Here is a 16,619-nt window from a genome sequence, read left to right on the forward strand (position 1 = left end):
TTAAGTTTTTTATCCTTTAATTGAACCAACCATCATGCCCTTGACAAAATACTTTTGTAAGAACGGATAGACGATAATTACCGGTAATGAAGAAACGATCATGACGCCGTACTTGATGACTTGAGCAAGTTGTTGTTTGCTATATAGCATATTCGCCATTTCTGAAGTCACATTATTGACGGTATTTGATGACATATCTTGAAGAATCAATATTTCTCTTAAAATCATTTGTAACGGATACATTGATCGATCAGAAAGATAGATCAATGCGTTAAAAAAGCTGTTCCAATGTCCGACGCCATAGAACAAAGCCATTACCGCAATGATCGGCGTTGATAGTGGTAAAACGATCTGCATGAATAGCCGAAAATCAGAACAACCATCCACAATTGCTGCTTCTTCCATCTCCCGTGGAATCGTGGATTGAAAAAATGTTCGCGTGACAACAACATTGTAAACCGAGACGGCTCCTGGAATCACTAGTGCCCAGACAGTATTCAGCATGCCTAAGCTGCGAATCAACAAGTAGCTGGGAATCAAGCCACCGGACAAGAACATGGTGACCAGCATAAAATTAGTGAAGCCGCGTCGCCCATAAAAATCCTCTCGTGATAAGGCGTAGGCGCAAGGTAAGGTCACTAAGAGATTGATCGATGTCCCTAAAACCGTATAATAAATCGTGTTCAAATAGCCACGCCAGATACTGCTATTGCCTAGTAGTGTTCGATAGCCTTCAAAGGTGATCCCTTTTGGCAAAAGCCACATTTCACCAGAGTTTACCAGATGCGGATTTGAGATTGAAGCACTGATGATATAAATCAGTGGATACAAAACGATCAGCAAAGAAATTGCTAAAAACACATAAACAAAGATCAAAAAGATTTTATCAGCACGGGTATCTTTTATTAAAGACGTTGTTTTCACTTTTGGTCCTCCCTTCTACAATAAACTAGAGTTGCTTAAACGTTTGGCGATATGATTGACTACGATCAACAAGACTGAATTGATCAATGAGTTAAATAAGCCGACTGCCGCAGCAAAACTGTACTGCGCATCTAACAGCCCTTGCTGGTAAACAAAGGTCGCAATCACATTCGAGGATTGCATATTCAAAGGATTCTGCATCAAGATGATTTTTTCAAACCCAACTGACATCAAGCTGCCGAAGCTCATGATCAATAAGATCACCATCGTGGGCATGATCGTTGGAATATTGATATACCAAACGCGTTGCAGACGAGAAGCGCCATCGATCGTTGCCGCTTCGTGCAGTTGCGTATCAACTCCAGATAGGGCTGCCAGATAAATCACAGACCCCCATCCCGTTCCTTGCCAAACGCCCGACAGTACATAAATCGTTTTAAACCAGCGGGGATTGGTCATAAAGCTGATCCGCTCGAAACCCAAAAATTCTAATAGGTGATTGATGATCCCTGTTGAGGGAGATAAAAAAGCAATGACCATACCAACCATGACCACCACAGCAATAAAGTTTGGAGCATACGTGACTGTTTGGGTAATTTTTTTAAACGGGCCGTCTTTGATCTCATTCAAAGCCAATGCCAGGATGATCGGCAGCGGAAAACCGACAACCAATGAATAGATACTGATTCCTAAAGTATTTTTGATGAGTTCCCAAAAATAATAGGAATCGAAGAAACGTTGAAAATGTTTAAACCCAACCCAAGGACTGCCCATAATCCCTAATGAAGGCATATAATCCTTGAATGCAATAATGATTCCATACATCGGTCCATACGAGAAAATCAAAATAATCAAAAACGCTGGCAACACAAACAAGTACAATTGCCGATTTTTCTTGATCTTCATTTTTATATCTTGTTTCTTTGTTTTAGGTACTGAAACGGTTTGTCTGATTGGCGCTGTTTCCATTCTTCCTCCTCCTTGCTTGGTGTTAGCCTTATCATGAATTGTATTCGCTTTCAAATCAATGTGTATTTTTTTCCCTATGTGTCGAAACGCGAATCCCAACTGCCCCAACGTTCGGGTGACTGATATCCGACCATAAGAGATACGGTTCATCCGCATTTTTATAGACTGGTAACGGTTTTTTAGTGGCTAGATCAATTAGCTCGTCTTCTTCAGTTGCTCCGATCTCTGTTAAAGGAATCTGTTCGCAAGCGACTGCAGCGATACTGCGAAATGCAAAATGAGCCTTGCCGTCTTTTTGATAGGTCAAATACCATTCATTTTTCCAAGCTGTTGGTCTTGCCCGCGTTTCATAGATGCCTTCACCATATAGCGCCAACCAATGGCCGATTTCTTCTAAGCGTTGGGTCTCTTCGAATGTAAATTCGCCATCAGGTGTTGGTCCGACGCCTAAAATCAAATTCCCCCCTTTACTGACTACATCAATCAAGGTTTCCAGCAGTTCTTGGCTGCTCTTAAAAGTATCATTCGGCACATAGCCCCAATCATTTCCAATCGGGATATTGCTTTCCCAAACTTTTTTAGGAATTTCTGCTAATGCAGGAATTTTGCGTTCTGGTGTCACATAATTTTCATGACGGCCCCCCATCATCCGATCAACGATGATCAATTCCGGCTGTTTCTCACGCGCAATCTCAGCTAAACGATCCATTTGTAGGTCTTCTTTGCCTTGTCCGCACCAACCGGCATCTAACCAAAGAAAATCGACTTTTCCGTAATTGGAGGTAATCTCCGCAATCTGGCGATGCACAAACGACACATAGCGTGCCCAAATTTCTGGATGAAGATGGGTATCGTAACTGGCATGACGGCCTTTGACGGTATCATCATCCAACCAGTAAAAAGGAGAATACCAGTCAGCTTTAGAATAATAGGCTCCTGTGGCGATCCCTGCTTCTCGAAATGCCGTAAACACTTCTTGCAATATGTCGCGTTTAAAGGGACTTAATTTCCCGCCGATTTTAAACTCTGATTCCATTGTATTGAACATCGAAAACCCATCATGATGCTTTGTTGTGAATAAACAGTACTTAAACCCTGCATCCTTACAGATTTTTGCCCATTTGCGGGTATCCAGCTTCTTCGGTTCAAACTGATTGATCAACTGCCAATAATCCAAACGCAGTGCTTCGATGGTTTCTCGATAAGGGTGGTTTTCTCTAGCCCATTCATCTTTTTCAGATAATTGCCAAGACTCAACGATCCCCGCTTCGGCATACAGCCCATAATGGAAGATTACTCCGAATTTCAAGTCTTGAAACCATTCCAGACGTTGCTTGAGCATTTCTGTTTCTGGGACTAGTTCTTCTTGAATGTTCCCTTTGGCTTCTTCAATATCACCGCGAATATTTGTCATTCATTTGCACTCCTTTCTTTGTTCTAAATGTAAGCGAAAAAAATGTCCTATAACAATATGTAAGTTTTTTCGCTATGTTAAAACGAACAACTTCGTCTATAAAAGGTGCAAGGAATAAAGCTTGATTTCGATGAACGTTTTTGGAGAAATGTAGCGTTTCAAATACATTTGCTGTGTTTTTCTTGTTTTCGATGTGTGATTTTTCCATTTACTCCCACTGGCTATATATCAATGATACGATTAGAACAACAAATAAAGCGGATACAACAAAACTTGTATCCGTAAGAAAGTGAGGGGCTTATGAAACAAACGAATGGTATTTATCATGTTTCCTATCAAGTCGGCGATTGGTTACTTCATTGCCTGAAGTTGCAGTTACTCTGGTTTTATTGGGTATTTCGATACGGGATATTTTTAGGTATTTTTCCTGCCACCGCTACGATTATCCAAGCTTTTTTCGATAGCTTCCAAAAAAAGGAACGACCAGCGTCTTTGAAGACTTGGTTCAAAACTATCGTGAAAAAAAATTTCCGTCGTGCCAATCAATTAGGCGCCATGCAAGCGGGTTTGTTGTTGTTCTTATGGTTGGAATTACGTATCTCTAGTACTTTTATCCAAAATAGCTTGATTCACTTTTTTTTGCTGCTGCTATTTATCAGTGCCCTTTTGATCAGCTTGTACCTTCTGCCGGTCTATTTGCGTTATGATTTGACGCTTCTTCACTATTTTAAACAAGCAATATTACTAATGGTTATCAGTGTTCCCCAAACAATTGCGATGATTTTGGGAATCTTAGTGACTACTATCATTTTGACTTTTTTGCCAATCTTATTAGTCATCGGCTTTGTTCCCTTTTTCCTATTCCCCAGTAGCTGGTTCTCTTTTCAAGCGATTCAGCGCTCGGAATCACTGATGAAAGAAGGACGCTCGTGATGAAGGACATTTTTATCCAAAGTAATGAAAACCTCGATGATTTTTTTAGTCACGCACTGCAAGAACTAGAATTGAGGGAAACGCCGAATGGCCATCCCTTGCGCTTGATTCATCGACCCGGTTCCCTGAAAATTTGCCACGGCCCACTAGAAACGATCATTTACTATCAAGAAAAAGCGCATTTGTTTCGGGCATTAACTTTATGGGTGCATGAAGATCGCCCAGTCTATGTCTTAGAAGAACAGCCGCATTTTGAAGCAATTGGACCAATGATCGATCTGTCCCGCAATGCGGTGATGACCGTCAAAAAGCTGGAACGGTTCATTTTATTAACAAGTAAGATGGGCCTCAATCACCTCATGCTCTATATGGAAGATACTTATGAAATTCCTGAGTACCCTTATTTCGGACATTTGCGCGGTCGTTATACCCAAGTAGAATTAAAGGCTCTAGATACCTATGCCCAAGCCGTAGGAGTAACTTTGATTCCAGCGATTCAAACATTGGCACATTTGACGAATCCTTTAAAGTGGCAGTTCGCTGGAAATATTCGGGACACAGAAGATATTCTACTGGTGGGAGAAGAAGAAACGTATACTTTTTTGGAAGCAGCGATCCGTTCGATCCGTTCGTGTTTTGCAACTGATCAACTGCACATCGGTATGGATGAAGCACACCAATTGGGGAAAGGAAAGTATTTAGAAATACACGGGTTACAAGACCGGTTCACGATTATGGCCGCACACCTAAAGCAGGTAGCTGCGCTTTGTCAAAACATAGGTTTTGAGCCGATGATGTGGAGCGATATGTTTTTTAGAATCGGTGCGCCTACGGGTGATTACTACGATTCAGACGTGTGTTTTCCGACAGAATTATTTGCTGACCTTCCTGCGGTCAAAATGGTTTACTGGGATTATTATCATCATGATCATGCCTCTTATCAGCGAATGTTTGCGAAACACCGGGAATTAAAACAGCCGATCGTCTTTGCTGGAGGTATCTGGACGTGGAACGGTTTAGCGCCGAACTACGGCAAAAGTTTCGCCACTATGCGTCACGCCTTGCAAGCCGCCAAAGAAAACGATGTCCAAGAAGTCTATGCCACACTTTGGGGCGACGACGGAGCTGAAACACCAGTGATTGCTGCGCTACTAGGTTTGCAATATTTCAGTGAAGCGCAGTTTGGAAACGACCTTTCGTTAGAGAATTTAACTAAAAAATTTCAGCTTTTTCACCAGTCAATAGCCAACGACTTTTTACTGCTTGATCGCTTTGATCAAACTGCAGGTGTGCAAAAAAACAATCCTCACGGAGAAAACCCCAGCAAGCTGTTGCTCTACCAAGACTTGCTGTATGGCTTGTATCAAGAAAATTTAACTGATCTTTCTTTAGCATCCTACTATCAAACATTGGCTCAAGAGTTGGCTGCTGTGAAAGCAACACGGGACACACAAACGATGTTTGCCTTTTATCAGCAGCTGGCTGATGTTTTGGCACAAAAAGCCTGTATTACCAACCAGATCACCAGTGCCTATAAAAGCAAGGATCGCACCGGACTGCACCAAGCAGTAGATGCGCTCAGTGTCTATAAATCCGCCTTGCAATCCCTTTATGAAGCCCATCGTCAAGTCTGGTTTGACTGGAATCGACCTTTCGGTTTTGAAATTATCGATCTGCGATACGGCGCCTTGCTGATGCGCTGCGATACGACACTCTGGCGGCTTACTGCCTTCTTGGACGGGGAGCTCGATACGTTGGAAGAATTGACTCAACCGTCCTTACCAATGGTGACCCCTTTCAGCGGCAGTACTTCTGTGGGTCGCAATTTATTTCATGGAATCTATAGTGCGGGGAAAATTTCTGATGTTTAAAAGAAGGAGTGAGAACTTATGAAAACATCCTTGCTGCGCCGAACCGTCATCGTGAGTCTGCTGACTATTGTTAGCCTATTCTTTCTCTATTTTCTAACAACCGGTTCTTCTGCTCCAGTTCATGCCCAACCTTCAGAAAAACTGGAGATGACAGGCAATATTACAAATCAAGCAGCGGCGGAGGCTTGTTTGGCAGTGCTGAAAGAAAATTTACAAGCAGCCTCTGACCAAGACGCGACAGCCTATGCCGCAACGCTAGTGGCAGCGGCACGAGCAGAGACGACCCAAGAATTAGCTGATTTTTTTGCAGAAGAACAGCTGCAGCACACGCTGCTTTCTTTTGAAGTTGTTAAACAAGAGACAGGATCCATGCTGGTCGCGGCTCAACAGAAAACGATCAGCCCAAAAGACTCTTCTTACCGTGACCACATCACAGAGGCTTACCATACCTTTGTCAAGGAAGCAGATGGCTGGAAAATTCAAGAAACAGTCATGACGAATACAGAATTTCTTTAAGTGATTGAAAAAGGAGTTATTTTTAATGAGAACGTATAAAAATTGGCCTGCCGACTACCCTGACCCAAACTGGTTCCTCCATGATCGGTTTGGCTTATTCATCCATTTCGGCCTTTTCAGTATTGGCGCTCGACACGAATGGTTTATGACGACAGAAAAAATTGAACCCACCACCTATCGCGAGAACTATTTTTCTCAGTTTGATCCTGATCTTTTCAATGCAGAGGAATGGGCTCAAACCGCAAAGAAGGCCGGTTTTCAATACATGGTCTTCACGACGAAACATCATGAAGGCTTTGCCCTTTGGGATACCGCTCTCAGCGAATACAAAGTGACCAATACCCCCTTCAAGCGTGACCTCTTAGCAGAACTGCTGCCGGCATTTCGTAAGGTCGGCATTAAGATTGGGCTGTATCATTCGCTGATCGATTGGTATCATCCAGATTTCACGCTCGATGGGCTGCATCCGCAACGAGAGACTATTCAAGCCCGTCAGACGAATAACCAGCGTGACATGCGCCGCTATCAAGATTTTTTAGCTGGTCAAGTCACTGAACTATTGACTAACTATGGAACCATCGATTATATGTGGTTTGATTTTCCATATAGTCATCGAGATTGGGGATGGTCTAAAGGCAAAGGTGCCGCCGATTGGGATAGTAAGCGGATCGAAGAAATTTGTCGAAACCTGCAGCCGAACATGCTGCTGAATGACCGTCTGGATTTGGGCCGAGGGATTACCACCCCTGAGCAATTCCAACCAGACAAACCATTAGAAGCGGATGGATTGCCTTTGATATGGGAAGCGTGCCAAACGATGTACGAAACGTGGGGCTATGATCGTGATGCTCAGCACTGGAAATCCAGTGAAATGATGACCAAAATGCTGATTGACACAGTGGCAAAAGATGGGAACTTTCTTTTAAATATCGGCCCAAATGCTCGTGGAGAAATCAGCTTACCAACTCGCAGCCATTTAGAAGCCATCGGTTCATGGATGCATTATCATCAACAAGCGATTATCGGCTGTGGTACCAGCTCTTTTCAACCGCCTATTGACAGCCGCTACACCCAAAACGGGAATAAACTTTACTTGCACCTCTTTTCTTATCCATACAAATCCTTGCATCTTCCAGGGCTTGCAGGACGCGTAAAGCATATCCGTTTCTTACATGATGGCTCCGAATTGTTTTATCGAGGATTTGATCCCGAAGAAGTTCTCACTTCAACGGAAGCCATCATCAACAAAGAGGACCTTGTTCTCAGCTTACCCGTCTGCCCACCAGATGTGTTGGTACCAGTGGTCGAGATCACTTTAAGAGAAATGTAAGCACCCGTTGCACTGTCCTAAATGAAGAATTTATTTATATAAAGACGTTGCCCTTACTTTCTTTACAAAAAAATGACTAGAAGCGGATCGCTTTTAGTCATTTTTTATGGCTATTTGTTCAAGAACTCCTACAAATTTGCCTATACGAAAGTAGCCAACCAGCTTGTTGAACAGGTGATGAGAACATCCAAACGAGTTGCGTGCTTAATCCATTCTTAACGGTACTTACCACAGGAGGTTCAAAGTTCCTTAGACAAATAAAGAACAAGATCGTCATTGTTGCAGCAAGGCGCATTCATCGCACAATTCTGATTATTGAACCAAACACCAGATCCATCTGGAATATAGCCTTGTTTTACATACAGTCTCTGGGCCGATCCATAACCATTATGCAGGCCTACCCCCAATGTCACCACGGCCGCTATTTCTCGTGCCTTTTCTTCGGCTGCTTTTAAAAGCTGACTGCCTACCCCTTGTTTTTGATAGGATTCAAAAACATTAAAATCCGCAATTTCTGGATACAAGCCTTTAAATGGCCCGTGCTTTGCTAGAGGGACCAAAGTCAAATACCCGGCAGTTTTGTTGTTTATTTTGGCAAGCAAAACGTATCTCTCCCCCGCTTCTTGCTCATTTAAATACTCCATCAAGAGCTGCTGGCGAGAAGGCCACCCTTGCTTTAAAAACATTTGATCCATTTCAAGGATATCTTTTCTCTTCAACGGTTGAATATCTATGATCACTTATTTTCTCCCTTTCTCCCCCTCACTCGGGGCTATGTTCATTCTATACAGTGTGTCGCTGGCATTGATTTGCCTTATCGTTAAACTTATTCATCATAAAAAAATAATAGGGATTATCAGCGATTGCTGCTTCACCCAATTCCTCTAGCAATCAGCTGAATGCCGCTTCCCACCCATCATAGAGCTTTTGTACTGTCTCTTTTGGCCGATTGGGTTCATTATAAACTTTTTGGCTAATGGCCGCTTGGAGCCAAAAAATCGCTTGGATCACTTCACGACTAGTCTGAGCCTCAGGCACATCCGCCCAGACGGATAAAGCGATCGCCTGTGTTTGGGCAAGCTGTTCCTGTGCAACTTGTTGTCCATTGGCAAACGTCGTCAACTGGAATTCATTGCTGATTTTTTCGTAGGTTGGATAAGTATAGCCTGCCGCTTCTCCTAAGACATAATAGAAAAAATTATCATTGTGATTGATCATGGTATAGCCTTTTTCAAAAAAGACATCTGCCGGCGCCATATTCTGGTTCCAACGGGTCCAATAGGAGATTTGGCAATTCTCCGTCAACGTTGTCTGCTCTTGGCGATTCAAGCGGTAAAACCCATCATTCCAGACCCGCACAACAAAGCCGAGACTTTCAACAAAGGCCGCCAGTTCATTGACATAATCAATAAAAACTTCGATTCCGCTAGCTTTTTCCCCATAGCGCTCGCGGGCTGCTTCGATCATTTGCGGAAAGTTTTCTAAATGATCAAAATCAATAAACTCATCGGCACCAATATGAAAATAGGTGCTGTCTTCAAATAGTTGCGCATATTCCCGATAAACTTCCTGAATAAAAGCTACCGCTTCTGAATCCAAAATGTTCAGTGCTCGATCATCACGCGTGCCATCGGCTGTCGGTAATTGCCACTCGGGTTTTTGAGCCAATACTTGCCGCAAATGACCAGGAGAATCAAAATCAGGGATAATGGCAATTGAATGGTTTTGAGCATACGCAATCAATTCACGAATTTCCTGCTTGGTCAAATATTCTTCCGAAACGATTTCTGGAAATTGCTGGGATTCAATCCGAAAGCCTTCGTTTTCCGAAAAATGAAGTTGCAGATGCGTAAATTGGAAGCAAGCCATACTGCGGACGATTGCTTTCAAATCAGTTAGAGAATAAAATTTACGCCCGATATCGATCATCAGACAGCGTTCTTTAAGCGCTGCTAGATAGCTTTTCTGTGCTAATTGACCTGTCGCTTGATCTCGGCCATATTTGGTTAACGCGTAAAAGACGTGTTCTGGCGAGGACACACTGATTGTTTGGTTTTCAAATCGAAAATCAGCATCCAGCTGCGGATCGACCACTATTTGCGGGAGCGGATCCTTCGCCGGCTGCCAACCTATCTCCTCAAAAAAGACGGCAGCTCGTTGCTGAGCTTCTTTCAAATCAACTGGTTTATTCATCTCATTCTTCCTCTTACTTTCAATAATTTCTCATTTTTTGGTTCATTTCACGGTATTGCCCTGGGGTCACACCCACTATTTTTCGGAACTTTCTCGTATAGTTGGAAACATCATAATACCCATTGTTACGAATAATTTCTTTGATCGGCAAATCTGTTTCAATCAGTTCTTCTTTGATTTTTTTCAACCGTAATTCTTGAATATATTTGGAAAAGGTTTTGCCACTTTCTTTTTTTACAAAACGGCTGACATAGGAGACAGATACACCTACTTCCTCTGCCACCGATTCTAGCGATAGCTGAGAGGAATGATAATTTTCTTGAATAAAACTGAAGATTTTCTCATTCATTTCCGACTCGTCATCCAGCGGCTGTTTCTGCACCTTTGTACAAATCTGCTGGGCAATCGTTAACAAGGCCGTCTGCAATTGGTTCAAGCTGTTGAAATCGGCACTTTCAGAAGCAGTATGCAGTACCTCTGCCCCCACCAATTCACCGCCGACTTGCGCGATCGTATTCAACAAGTAGTAGCCGTACATTTTTTGGACACGAGGCGAAGTCTGCTTGCTCTCGCCTTCTTCAATCAAACGTTGGATCGTTTCACTGGCAATTTCAATATTTCCTTGATTCAAGGCTTGGATCAATTTTAATTTTTGATTGTCTGGATAATTGATCGGTAAATGTTTGGTCTCTTGGGAAAGTTCCGCATAGTAGCTGATTTGCTTCCCTTGACTTCCTTGATTTTCCAGTGCCGCCAATCCTTCAATATACGATTCATTAATAGCCGTTAGTTGATCCACCGTCATCCCGACACCCATTGCGGGTGTTAGGGAGATCGCTTGGGTAATTTTTTCCGCGATAGCATCTACAATTTCTTTTTGTTCTTTGCCATCAACAAAGCCAACGGTCAATGCCAGCATTTCTGTGGACAAAATTTCAGTGGCATATGCCGTATAATCAGCCTCTTTGATTTCTTCGATATAATCAATTAAAAATTTCTTATCCCCTTGCTTGGCTTTGGTATCAACAGTTTTCGTATCAATGGCGATCACAAAGTAATTCGACTTAGGAAAACAAACATGGACAGCTTCCAAAAGCAGAGCCAATTCTTGTTCTGAACGGAAACGTCCACTCATTAATTTGCGCAATACTTGTTCTCTCGCATGGGGTGTTTGTAAACGTACTTCCTGATGCAGTTCTTGGTGCTCTACCAAAAATGCCGCTAGCGTATTATGGACATCATCCATCGAATGAAGAGTCATTTTTGGATCACGATGAAACTCCTGAACCAGATTTTCTATTTTGCGAATCGGCCGATAACTGCGTAAACCAAGCATCACGACTGCGGTGATACCCGTAAACAATATGGCGATAAATACTAGGACGAACTGTTCTTGCACACGGTTGACTGAAGCCAATGCTTGATTCGGATTGGCGACAGCTACGACCGAAATATTCAATTCTTTGTTGTCAATTGCTTGAACAAAATACGTCGATTGTTCAAACCGCATTCGTCCTGTTTGAATGCCTTTTTTCATTCGCTCAGGATGATTTAAAAAGCGTGCTAACTCATCATTGGTGGTACTGGCTAATAACTGATACTCATCATTGATGATATAGGTATTGCTGAGCCCATCACTATTGCTTAAATCAAGGATTCTCTTCAAATTGTTTTCTTTGATTTCATAGATTGCTGCGCCGTAAACGGTCATTTCTTCACTTTGAATTGGAACGATATAAAAGAAACGCGAATATCGCTGTTCTCCACCAGCACCTTCCAATGTCAGTAACGTCGGCGCTGGAGAGTCCAATTGTGCGACCAATTGAACTTGGTCCATATCGTTTTTTGGCAGTACCTTATTCAAGAATGTGTCGACTGACAGTGAGCCAACGGTTGAATAAAGGGTCGCCGGGGCTTCTTTATAATATAAATAGACTTCTTCGACTAGATCGTTAGTGATTTTATATGTCTGCATCGCTTCTTTTGCTTCTTTAGTCAAGTAAGGATGCTGTAGGTATTTCAATGAAACAACATGATCATTGGTCATTTTTTGGGTCAGATAATTCAATTGAATAAATGTATTTTCTAATGAATATTTCAATTGGATCAATTGATTTCTGGCCGTCAGCAGTACTTGTTCATTGATACTTTTGACAGAGGTATCATACCAAATCCATGACACGGCTAAAAAAGGCACTAAAAACACGATTAAATAAGAGCTGATGGCACGAATGATTCCCCTAAATAGTTTTTGACGATTCTGTTCCGTGTACTTTCTCACTTGCATCACCTATTCTCTGTTATTTCAAAAGCTAAAAAACGCTTTCATTTATCGGTACTTATTTAGGAGAAAAGAATGTATGATACTCTAATAAAATACGCTTTATTTTAATAAAAAACAATGCTTTTTTACAAGTTAGCTATCAGGCTTGTATTTTCTTAACCAGTTATAACAAGCGCCTAATAAATTTGATTCATTGCCAAAACGACAGGCACAAATGTTTGGCACGATAACAGTACTTGGAATCTGTTCAGCAATCACAGCCAATCGTGCGTTTACTTGAGGGATCAAGAAACGGCTAGCACTGATTCCACCACCAATCAAGATAATTTCCGGATCAATCATGTACTGCAGGCTATAGCAAGCTGCCGCCAGCTTATCGACAAAATCAGCGACCATTGGCAGACATCGCGGATCTTGTTCTTGAACCAGTGTATCAATGCGCTGCCCATTGATTGTTGGATCTCCGATACGCTCTGCTGTTTCTTCCACAAGAGTTCTGGTTGACCCTGCGATGCTCCAAAGTTCCCAATCCTTTGTTTCGGTCGGAAAAAGCATATAGCCAAACTCTCCTGCTAGTAAGTGTTTGCCGCGAACCAATTGATGGTTAATCATTAAGCCACCGCCAACGGATGTACCTAGGACAATTGTCGCAAAGGACGCACAATTTTGAGCGTGACCCAACCACTTTTCTGCCAATAACGCACAGTTGCCATCATTTTCGGCAGCCACTGGACATTGGTATGTGCTTCGCAAATGCTTAACCAGTCTTTTACCAAATCCTTCATACAAAGGTGATGCCATCCCGATTTCTTGGCTTCGTGGATCAACCAGTCCCGTTGAGCTAATAGCAATACCATCAAATGTTGCGGCATAGAATGCATCGATGTGTCGACATATGCGCTGCGTGACTGTGGCATATTCCTTGTTCATAGGAAATTGAGTCAATTGTCTGCGTTCCCCTTGACTATTCACTAACCCACATTTAATAGCAGTACCGCCAATATCAATTGCTAAAATCCACATTTTCTTGACCTCACAAGGCTTTCTTTTATCTTGCATTTAGTATACGCAACCAATGTTTTCGGCGACCATATGTATTTCTTGCAACAGTGTGTCAAATCCGCCCAAGCCATAAAAAACCCCGCAACGAAAGATATCTTGCATTTAGAAAGAATATACGTTGTACAAAAAGTGATAGCTTATCTGCTTATTTTTAAAACACTAAAAAGATCAGGTTTAACGCTCAGCTTCACAAAACTGTTCATCCTGCAAAGCAAAAAAGAAATCCATTAGATACGGTGCCTGAGAATTTTGTCAGCAAAGGAAACAGCTACCCATTTTTTGAGATAAGCTATCTAGTTTATAAAACAAAAAACCGTCACGCATAAGACATCCTCTCATGCGTGATCGGCATTCTACTTAGTCATTGCTTTTTAGAAATAGATCGAACGATTTTTTAGAACTTAGTTGCTGACTCTGGGTGTCACAACAGAAAATCTATTAGCAATAAACTAACTTTGTTCTGTTCTTACACTCTGGTCACTCATTGCTCATTTGAGTCATAAAAACGCTTGTGCTCGTTCAATACAGTCCCTGCGCCAAATAATCCACCAACGGAACCAAATACTTTTTATCTGTCCAATCACAATCTTGGCCGTTGGCTTCCATGAGCGCCTTCATCTGCGGATCATAGGTGTGCGGCGCTTTCTTAGCCGCAGCTTTTCTTAACATTTTCACTAAGTTTCGATCAAAGAAATTCATTTTGCTTTCCTGCCATTGTCCTCTGCCGTAAAAAAGGGGGATGTCCTTTAGTGGACCCGTGAGATTCTGTTCTCTGAGTTTTTTCACAACATCTTCTTCAGGAGCAGAGGCTCCCACACAAAAGATAAGTATCTCTTTGTCTTTTAGCTGGTTGGTATTCTTTTTTAAAAAGGACAGTCCAGCAATACCCGAAGCATAGATTCCCCCACAGAAGATAATTGTGTCATAATCCATTACTTCAGCTATTTTCGCTTTTGGGGTTTCTAGGCTGGAAAAACCTGTTGCATCTTGAAGCCAGTGGACATACTTTTTGACAGCGCCGTATTTCGATTGATAAACAATCATGCCGTTTTTCATGGGGGAACTCCTCTCTGCAGTTAGGACTGCACCTTATGGTTTTGTGCCAGCTATGGCTTGTTCTAAAAACGTTTCGTACGCTTTTTCCTGTTGTGCATAGATTTCATCTAGTGGAATACCAGGTGTCGTTACTGAGAAAATCGTACCGATTCCGATCGTGTAAATGAGCATATGCATGTGTAGCTGTTTGGCGGTTTCTATACTGATAGTCAAATCGGCGGCAATCCTTTGGGCTACTTCAGGATTCGTCTCCAACTGATACAGATCTTCTAATGACGAAACATTCGCTCTTTTTTGTAAGACAAAAATACTCAAAATATGGGGTTCTTCTTTCGCCAATTGCAAATACGCGTGTCCGGTACTGCGAAACAGATCCTGGGGGTCGCTATGGGCTTCTAGATACGCTTGTAAAAATTGCCGTGCTTTCTGCTCTACTTCTGTTCGCAGGCCCTCCATATTGGTGCAGTAACTATAAATGGGCTGGACTGAACAGCCTAACTTCTCGGCAATGTTCTTGACGATCACGTGCTCCATACCGCCTTTTCGTGCAATCTCAAAGGCGGCATCAACCACCATTTCCTTTGTTATTCGTTGTTTCGGCATTCATTGCCCTCCTTGAGCACAAGTTGCGTTATATAAACTTTTTATATAAATCGATTATATTCTTTTGTTCCTTCGAAGTCAATTGGATCCAAGATGCTATCCCTCGCTCTTTCTATTGAATAAAGAGCTGTCGATTTCTCAAAAATCATCGTTCATAGGTTGTAAATGTTCCGTTACTTTCCAATGATTGCTGGCTCTTTTATCCGCACAAAAAAGGTACAGCCCACAGAAAAAGGCTGTACCGTAGATAATACGTATGGACTCTTTTACACTCGAAGCTGCTACACTTCTGGGGTGTCCTCTGGTGGCGCTTCGGGGATCGGTTCTTCCTCTTCATACAAGGAGGAAACCCGCGTATACCATTCAAACACATGGGTAATGACCACTTTAGCTGCCGCATACACAGGAATCCCTAAAATGACCCCAACAAGGCCAAACAGTTTTCCTGAAGTCAAGAGGACTAACAGGATCGTGACAGGATGAATCGACAACTCGTTTCCTAGAACTAATGGCGAAATCAAGCGGCCTTCAATGGTCTGCTCAATGACAAAGACGATCAGCACTTGGATCAGTAACACGGGTCCACCGACGATTCCTAAAAAGACCGCAGGGATCATGGCCAAAAAAGATCCTAAATAAGGGATCAAATTTAGAAATCCCGCTGCAATCCCCAGTGTGATGGCATAATCTAAGCCAATGATACTAAACCCGATCATAAACATCACTGCGACCGCAAACGCCACCGTCAGTTGTCCTCGAATATAGGAGGATACTTGATCGTTCATCTCTTTTAAGACGACCAGTGATGGCTGGCGCATTTTGGTTGGCAGAAATTTAACAAAATAAGGGGCTAGTTTACGGCCATCTTTCAGTAGGTAGAACAAAATAAATGGCATGGTAATGACCGCTAAAACGATCGTTGCAACGGCGCCGAAGAAACTGCCTAGATTTTGAATCGTGCTGCGGGAAAGGTTTTGGACGATATCCGTCAAAGAAGAAATCAGCTTCTCATTGGAGGCTTCGATCTGCTCTTGGACTTGCGAGAAGATTGGATCAGAGAGAATCTCATTCACCTTATTCTCGATGATCGTCAAGTAGCCTGGCAAATTATCCGCAAAGCTCATGGATTGCTCTTGGATCTTAGGGATGATCACCACCACACCCCAGACGATCAGACCAACCACTAAAATAAAGAGACCAAAGATACTGTAGATTCGTTTGATTCCCTTGCGTTCTAAGTAGTCGACGGTGGGGTTCATCAAGTAATACAAGATCCCCGCCAAAATGATTGGCAATCCGACGATGGCTAAAAATTGCCAGACGGGTTCAAACAAATACGACACTTTCGTAAAGAGCAGCAAAATCAAGAGAATCAATAAAATGACCAGCAAGCTGGTCACTGCTTGATTGTTTAAAAACCATTTCCAAAACCAGGAATGCGGCTTTTTCTGCGTTTCTTTCATG

The 16,619-nt window shown here is 42.4% G+C and carries 14 protein-coding genes; 4 read left to right on the forward strand and 10 right to left on the reverse strand.

Annotated elements, in window-relative coordinates; translation table 11 throughout:
* Positions 1 to 9 precede the first annotated feature (9 nt).
* Genes IGI69_RS14260 through IGI69_RS14270 form a run of 3 tightly spaced genes read right to left on the reverse strand, consistent with a single transcriptional unit; the run spans position 10 to position 3,307 of the window.
* A complete protein-coding gene (locus IGI69_RS14260; RefSeq protein WP_438741247.1) occupies positions 10 to 924 on the reverse strand; it encodes a carbohydrate ABC transporter permease in 915 nt (304 codons plus the stop codon).
* 15 nt (positions 925 to 939) lie between these two features.
* Entirely contained in the window at positions 940 to 1,893 is a 954-nt protein-coding gene (locus tag IGI69_RS14265) for an ABC transporter permease (RefSeq protein ID WP_005228058.1), read from the reverse strand.
* A 55-nt stretch (positions 1,894 to 1,948) separates the two neighbouring features.
* The gene (locus IGI69_RS14270; RefSeq protein WP_074536704.1) at positions 1,949 to 3,307 is read right to left on the reverse strand and encodes an alpha-L-fucosidase; all 1,359 of its coding nucleotides are present in this window, start codon (positions 3,305 to 3,307) and stop codon (positions 1,949 to 1,951) included.
* 300 nt (positions 3,308 to 3,607) lie between these two features.
* Here IGI69_RS14270 and IGI69_RS14275 point away from each other — a divergent pair, with 300 nt between their 5' ends.
* Genes IGI69_RS14275 through IGI69_RS14290 form a run of 4 tightly spaced genes read left to right on the forward strand, consistent with a single transcriptional unit; the run spans position 3,608 to position 7,957 of the window.
* The gene (locus IGI69_RS14275; RefSeq protein ID WP_015510403.1) at positions 3,608 to 4,240 is read left to right on the forward strand and encodes a DUF624 domain-containing protein; all 633 of its coding nucleotides are present in this window, start codon (positions 3,608 to 3,610) and stop codon (positions 4,238 to 4,240) included.
* Entirely contained in the window at positions 4,240 to 6,111 is a 1,872-nt protein-coding gene (locus IGI69_RS14280) for a beta-N-acetylhexosaminidase (RefSeq protein WP_438741250.1), read from the forward strand. The genes IGI69_RS14275 and IGI69_RS14280 overlap by 1 nt, the downstream gene beginning before the upstream one ends.
* Before the next feature lie 18 nt (positions 6,112 to 6,129).
* The gene (locus tag IGI69_RS14285; RefSeq protein ID WP_005228047.1) at positions 6,130 to 6,627 is read left to right on the forward strand and encodes a hypothetical protein; all 498 of its coding nucleotides are present in this window, start codon (positions 6,130 to 6,132) and stop codon (positions 6,625 to 6,627) included.
* A gap of 25 nt (positions 6,628 to 6,652) precedes the next feature.
* Positions 6,653 to 7,957 (forward strand): alpha-L-fucosidase, encoded by a 1,305-nt coding sequence (locus tag IGI69_RS14290; protein WP_086295751.1) that lies wholly within the window; start codon positions 6,653 to 6,655, stop codon positions 7,955 to 7,957.
* A 239-nt stretch (positions 7,958 to 8,196) separates the two neighbouring features.
* Here the strand turns inward: IGI69_RS14290 and IGI69_RS14295 are convergent, their stop codons facing one another.
* The 7 genes from IGI69_RS14295 to IGI69_RS14325 form a co-directional block, all read right to left on the reverse strand.
* Complete coding sequence (locus tag IGI69_RS14295; protein WP_438741254.1) at positions 8,197 to 8,697, reverse strand: GNAT family N-acetyltransferase; 501 nt, start codon at positions 8,695 to 8,697, stop codon at positions 8,197 to 8,199.
* Positions 8,698 to 8,848: 151 nt separating this feature from the next.
* Positions 8,849 to 10,150 (reverse strand): family 20 glycosylhydrolase, encoded by a 1,302-nt coding sequence (locus tag IGI69_RS14300; RefSeq protein ID WP_438741257.1) that lies wholly within the window; start codon positions 10,148 to 10,150, stop codon positions 8,849 to 8,851.
* 19 nt (positions 10,151 to 10,169) lie between these two features.
* Entirely contained in the window at positions 10,170 to 12,437 is a 2,268-nt protein-coding gene (locus tag IGI69_RS14305; RefSeq protein ID WP_438741259.1) for a helix-turn-helix domain-containing protein, read from the reverse strand.
* A 129-nt stretch (positions 12,438 to 12,566) separates the two neighbouring features.
* Complete coding sequence (locus IGI69_RS14310; RefSeq protein ID WP_395997527.1) at positions 12,567 to 13,493, reverse strand: ROK family protein; 927 nt, start codon at positions 13,491 to 13,493, stop codon at positions 12,567 to 12,569.
* Between the two features lie 522 nt (positions 13,494 to 14,015).
* A complete protein-coding gene (locus tag IGI69_RS14315; RefSeq protein ID WP_438741262.1) occupies positions 14,016 to 14,552 on the reverse strand; it encodes a flavodoxin domain-containing protein in 537 nt (178 codons plus the stop codon).
* Positions 14,553 to 14,585: 33 nt separating this feature from the next.
* Positions 14,586 to 15,155 carry a TetR/AcrR family transcriptional regulator gene (locus IGI69_RS14320; RefSeq protein ID WP_015510412.1) on the reverse strand — a complete coding sequence of 190 codons (570 nt, stop codon included), beginning with the start codon at positions 15,153 to 15,155 and terminating at the stop codon, positions 14,586 to 14,588.
* Between the two features lie 281 nt (positions 15,156 to 15,436).
* On the reverse strand, positions 15,437 to 16,618 hold the full coding sequence (locus tag IGI69_RS14325) for an AI-2E family transporter (protein ID WP_005228027.1): 1,182 nt from the start codon (positions 16,616 to 16,618) through the stop codon (positions 15,437 to 15,439).
* Position 16,619 lies beyond the last annotated feature (1 nt).

It is taken from the genome of Enterococcus sp. DIV1083b (assembly GCF_051713705.1).
Classification (GTDB): domain Bacteria; phylum Bacillota; class Bacilli; order Lactobacillales; family Enterococcaceae; genus Enterococcus_D; species Enterococcus_D casseliflavus.

Coding starts and splice junctions, on each gene's coding strand:
- IGI69_RS14265 (WP_005228058.1), bottom strand. CDS start 1,893: ATGGAAACAGCGCCAATCAGACAAACCGTTTCAGTACCTAAAACAAAG.
- IGI69_RS14270 (WP_074536704.1), bottom strand. CDS start 3,307: ATGACAAATATTCGCGGTGATATTGAAGAAGCCAAAGGGAACATTCAA.
- IGI69_RS14275 (WP_015510403.1), top strand. CDS start 3,608: ATGAAACAAACGAATGGTATTTATCATGTTTCCTATCAAGTCGGCGAT.
- IGI69_RS14280 (WP_438741250.1), top strand. CDS start 4,240: ATGAAGGACATTTTTATCCAAAGTAATGAAAACCTCGATGATTTTTTT.
- IGI69_RS14285 (WP_005228047.1), top strand. CDS start 6,130: ATGAAAACATCCTTGCTGCGCCGAACCGTCATCGTGAGTCTGCTGACT.
- IGI69_RS14290 (WP_086295751.1), top strand. CDS start 6,653: ATGAGAACGTATAAAAATTGGCCTGCCGACTACCCTGACCCAAACTGG.
- IGI69_RS14300 (WP_438741257.1), bottom strand. CDS start 10,150: ATGAATAAACCAGTTGATTTGAAAGAAGCTCAGCAACGAGCTGCCGTC.
- IGI69_RS14305 (WP_438741259.1), bottom strand. CDS start 12,437: ATGCAAGTGAGAAAGTACACGGAACAGAATCGTCAAAAACTATTTAGG.
- IGI69_RS14310 (WP_395997527.1), bottom strand. CDS start 13,493: ATGCAAGATAAAAGAAAGCCTTGTGAGGTCAAGAAAATGTGGATTTTA.
- IGI69_RS14315 (WP_438741262.1), bottom strand. CDS start 14,552: ATGAAAAACGGCATGATTGTTTATCAATCGAAATACGGCGCTGTCAAA.
- IGI69_RS14320 (WP_015510412.1), bottom strand. CDS start 15,155: ATGCCGAAACAACGAATAACAAAGGAAATGGTGGTTGATGCCGCCTTT.
- IGI69_RS14325 (WP_005228027.1), bottom strand. CDS start 16,618: ATGAAAGAAACGCAGAAAAAGCCGCATTCCTGGTTTTGGAAATGGTTT.